Source organism: Mesorhizobium sp. M7A.F.Ca.CA.004.04.2.1 (genome assembly GCF_004022825.1).
In the GTDB taxonomy this organism is placed as follows: Bacteria; Pseudomonadota; Alphaproteobacteria; order Rhizobiales; family Rhizobiaceae; genus Mesorhizobium.
In genome coordinates this window covers 1-3,749 of record NZ_RZPH01000605.1, presented here as the reverse complement: position 1 = coordinate 3,749, position 3,749 = coordinate 1, and the positions used below count along the sequence as shown (strand labels likewise).

At 62.6% G+C, this 3,749-nt stretch carries 3 protein-coding genes, 1 tRNA gene and 1 pseudogene; 3 read left to right on the top strand and 2 right to left on the bottom strand.

Annotated elements, in window-relative coordinates; translation table 11 throughout:
• Positions 1-1,638, bottom strand: a 1,638-nt coding sequence (locus EN893_RS23570) for a pyruvate, phosphate dikinase (RefSeq protein ID WP_128361813.1), incomplete at its 3' end; no start/stop codon positions are given.
• A gap of 221 nt (positions 1,639-1,859) precedes the next feature.
• On the opposite strand from EN893_RS23570, the pseudogene EN893_RS23565 reads away from it, so the two are divergent.
• From EN893_RS23565 to EN893_RS39910, 3 genes and pseudogenes are all read left to right on the top strand, one after another.
• Positions 1,860-2,184 (top strand): annotated as a pseudogene (locus EN893_RS23565) (VOC family protein).
• Positions 2,185-2,312: 128 nt separating this feature from the next.
• Positions 2,313-2,387: transfer RNA gene (locus EN893_RS23560), tRNA-Gln, on the top strand.
• 18 nt (positions 2,388-2,405) lie between these two features.
• Positions 2,406-2,858, top strand: coding sequence for an Hpt domain-containing protein (locus tag EN893_RS39910; protein ID WP_127269370.1), 453 nt, complete (start codon positions 2,406-2,408; stop codon positions 2,856-2,858).
• Between the two features lie 15 nt (positions 2,859-2,873).
• On the opposite strand, the gene EN893_RS23550 is transcribed toward EN893_RS39910, so the two are convergent.
• Complete coding sequence (locus EN893_RS23550) at positions 2,874-3,605, bottom strand: glycosyltransferase family 2 protein (RefSeq protein ID WP_245490889.1); 732 nt, start codon at positions 3,603-3,605, stop codon at positions 2,874-2,876.
• Positions 3,606-3,749: the final 144 nt, after the last annotated feature.

Below are 3,749 nucleotides of genomic sequence, written 5' to 3'. Positions count from 1 at the left end.
GCGGCTCACCGCGTCCGCCCACTCCATGATGGCCGCGAAATCGCCGGAAAGTTCCGGCTGCAGCATCGGCACGGCGCCCTTCAGCACCTGGCCATTGCCGCCATCGATGGTGACGATGTCGCCCTTGCGGAAGGTCGAGCCCATCGCCATCAGCGTGCCGGCCTTGTAGTCGACACGCAGCGAGCCGGCCCCGGAGACGCAAGGCTTGCCCATGCCGCGCGCCACCACCGCGGCGTGGCTGGTCATGCCGCCGCGCGTGGTCAGGATGCCTTCCGCCGCATGCATGCCGTGGATGTCTTCGGGACTGGTTTCGATGCGCACCAGGATCGCCTTGCGCCCTTGCGTCTTCAATTCCTCGGCGTCGCCGGAGGAAAAGACGATCTCGCCGGTAGCGGCACCGGGCGACGCCGGCAGTCCGATGCCGATGACATCGCGCGCGGCCTTGGGGTCGATGGTCGGATGCAGCAACTGGTCGAGCGAGGCCGGGTCGATACGGGCGACGGCTTCCTCTTTCGTGATCAGCCTGTCCTGCGCCATCTCGACGGCGATTTTCAGCGCCGCCTTGGCGGTGCGCTTGCCGGACCGGGTCTGCAGCATCCACAATTTGCCGCGCTCGATGGTGAATTCGAGATCCTGCATGTCGCGGTAGTGCTTCTCCAGACTGTCGGAGATGGTGACAAAGGACTGGAACGCGTCAGGCATCAGCTTCTGCAGCGACGGCCTGTCCGAGCCAGCTGCGATACGTGCCGCTTCGGTGATGTTCTGCGGCGTGCGGATGCCGGCGACGACGTCCTCGCCCTGCGCGTTCACCAGGAACTCGCCATAAAGCATCTTTTCGCCGGTCGAAGGGTTGCGCGTGAAGGCAACGCCGGTGGCCGAGGTTTCGCCCATATTGCCGAACACCATGGCCTGGACGTTGACCGCCGTGCCCCAGCTTTCGGGAATGTCGTGCAGCCGGCGATAGGTGATGGCGCGGTTGTTCATCCAGCTCGAGAACACGGCTGATATCGCGCCCCAGAGCTGCTCATGCGGATCCTGCGGAAAGGGCCTGCCGAGCTCTTCCTCGACCTTGGCCTTGTAGAGCGCGATGACGCCTTGCCATTCGAGCGCCGTGAGTTCGGTGTCGAGCTCGTGCCCGAGCCCGCCTTTCTGATCCTCCAGGATTTCCTCGAACACCTCATGGTCGAGGCCCATGACGACGTCGGAATACATCTGGATGAAGCGGCGGTAGCTGTCATAGGCAAAGCGCGCGTCGCCGGAATCGGCGGCCAGCGCCTCGACCGTCTCGTCGTTCAGGCCGAGATTGAGCACGGTATCCATCATGCCGGGCATCGAGGCGCGAGCGCCCGAACGCACCGACACCAGCAGCAGTTTCGACGGGTCGCCGAACCGACGGCCGGTCAGCCGGCCGATGTGATCGAGCGCGACCGCGACATCGGCTTCCAACCCGGCCGGATAAATACGGCCGTTGGCGTAGTAGGCGTTGCAGACCTCCGTGGTGATGGTGAAGCCCGGCGGCACCGGCAGCCCCAGGCTGCACATCTCGGCCAGGTTGGCGCCCTTGCCACCCAGGAGATTCCTGTCGCTGGCACGGCCTTCCGCCGCACCATCGCCAAAGGTGAAAACCCATTTGGTCATGCATCGCTCCGGTTGCAGGAGACTGGAAAGATTGGCGAAACGGAAAGTTCCGCCGGTCCGTCCTTGGAGCGATATGATGCTGCAGTGCGAAAGGCAAGACATCGGCAAAGCCACCTGGCCACTACAATCGATTAAGCAAAGCCGTGCTCCAGCATGCGGCAAAAAGACTTGCCAAGTCAGGAATTCTGGAGTAGAACATACAGTGAACAAACAGGTGCGCCATGAAACTGCCCGGAAAACTCGACTATCTGGAAATGCCCGCGACCGGTGGAACGCTGGACCGGCTGAAGGCTTTCTACAGTACCGCCTTTGCCTGGTCGTTCACCGGCCTTTGCCGAAGGCCTGGACGGAGGCTTCCAGGCAGATGCCGCGGAAGCGCCATCAAAGCCGCTGCCCGTGCTCTACAGCAGGGATCTGGAGCAAACCCTCGACGCTGTCGAAAGCGCCGGCGGCACGATTGTCAAACCGATCTTCCCGTTCCCCGGCGGCCGGCGCTTCCACTTCGTCGATCCAGCCGGAAACGAGATGGCGGTGTGGTCCGAATAGCCCGCTGCATATCATTTGCCAGCGCTGCGTTGCCTGCCCAATTCGAGCGTTCCAACCGTCACTCATAAGGATTGTGCTTTTTGGCTGCTCTGCTAATAACGCGCCGCACAAGCGACTCTGACGGCAATTGGGGCGTCGCCAAGTGGTAAGGCATCGGTTTTTGGTACCGACATTCCCAGGTTCGAATCCTGGCGCCCCAGCCAATCACTTTTTTTCTGGTGATGGCAGCGCGGTTGTCCCCAGCCCAGGCATGCCAGTGTCGTTGCAGACCAGCCCTGGTGCCGTTCTCCTCCGACAGGGGGGCGTGCTCGACCAAGCAGTCCATTCCAACCCGCGCCGCTTTCTGCTTGAATGACCCTCGACGTCCCGCAACGGAGCATCGGCCTATCTCAAACGATCCCTTCGCTTCCTTGCAGCAACGTTTCCTTGCCCGGTGTGCGGATCGGCTCGTGGAGTTGAAGGCCGCCCGTGAGAGGAGGGCTGTGCCCGGCAGCAGTTCCGGCGATACGCTGATCGGGATCGCTCACTCGCTGGCGGGTGGGGCCGGAACGTTCGGCTTTCCGGATATCAGCGTGCGAGCGTCCGAGCTTGAGACGTTGCTGATCGAGCGGTCGGATGTCGCACATACTGCGCTCGATGCGCTTATTGCGGAGATCGAGCGGACGCTGAAGTGACTCAGCCGAAGAGGCTCACTTCTTCGGCCCAGTCAGGCCGGTCCTGGTCATCTCGCCCCAGCTCTGGTCGGCGCGCAGATACTGCCACCAGCCCTTCACACGCCAGAAATTGTTGAGCTGGCGGTAGCCGAAATTCTCGATCACCGCCACGGCCGTGAGTACGGCAAGGTCCCGCGCGCGCGGAAAACGCTGAAGCTCGGCTTCTTCGAGAACCAGCGAACACACGCTCACGCAAACGCCGTAGGTGAAAACCAGCGACGTGAATGCCAAGAGATATTCGGTCGAGAGGATGCCGAGTAGCCAAAAGGCCGGGATCAGCACATAGCCCAGCACCTCCGATATGGGCCCAAGCACATCGACAATCAGTATGTGACCAAATCCGAGGAAGCCGACCCGCCCATAGCGGGGGTTGAAGAGCATGGAGCGGTAGCGGAAGAAGCACTCGAGCGCACCGCGCTGCCAGCGCGTGCGTTGCCTGGCCAGAACGCGCAGTGACTCGGGTGCTTCTGTCCAGCACACCGGCTCCGGAATGAACTGGATGCGGTATTTGCGTTTGGTGTCCATCATGTGGCGATGCAGCTTGATCACAAGGTCCATGTCCTCGCCCATCGATCCCTTGGTGAAGCCGCCAACCGCCACCACTTCGGCGCGGCGGAACACGCCGAAGGCGCCGGACACCAGCATCAACGTGTTGATGCGGCTCCAGGCCAGCCGTGCCATAAGGAAGGCCCGCAGATATTCGACCACTTGGAACAGTGCCAGCACCGGCTGGGCAGGCGGATCTCGCGCACCCTGCCCGCTTCGATCCTCGATCCGTTGGCGATGCGGATCGTGCCGCCGACGGCGATGGTGCGCTCGGGATCGTCGATGAAGGGCTGGGCCGCGCGCATC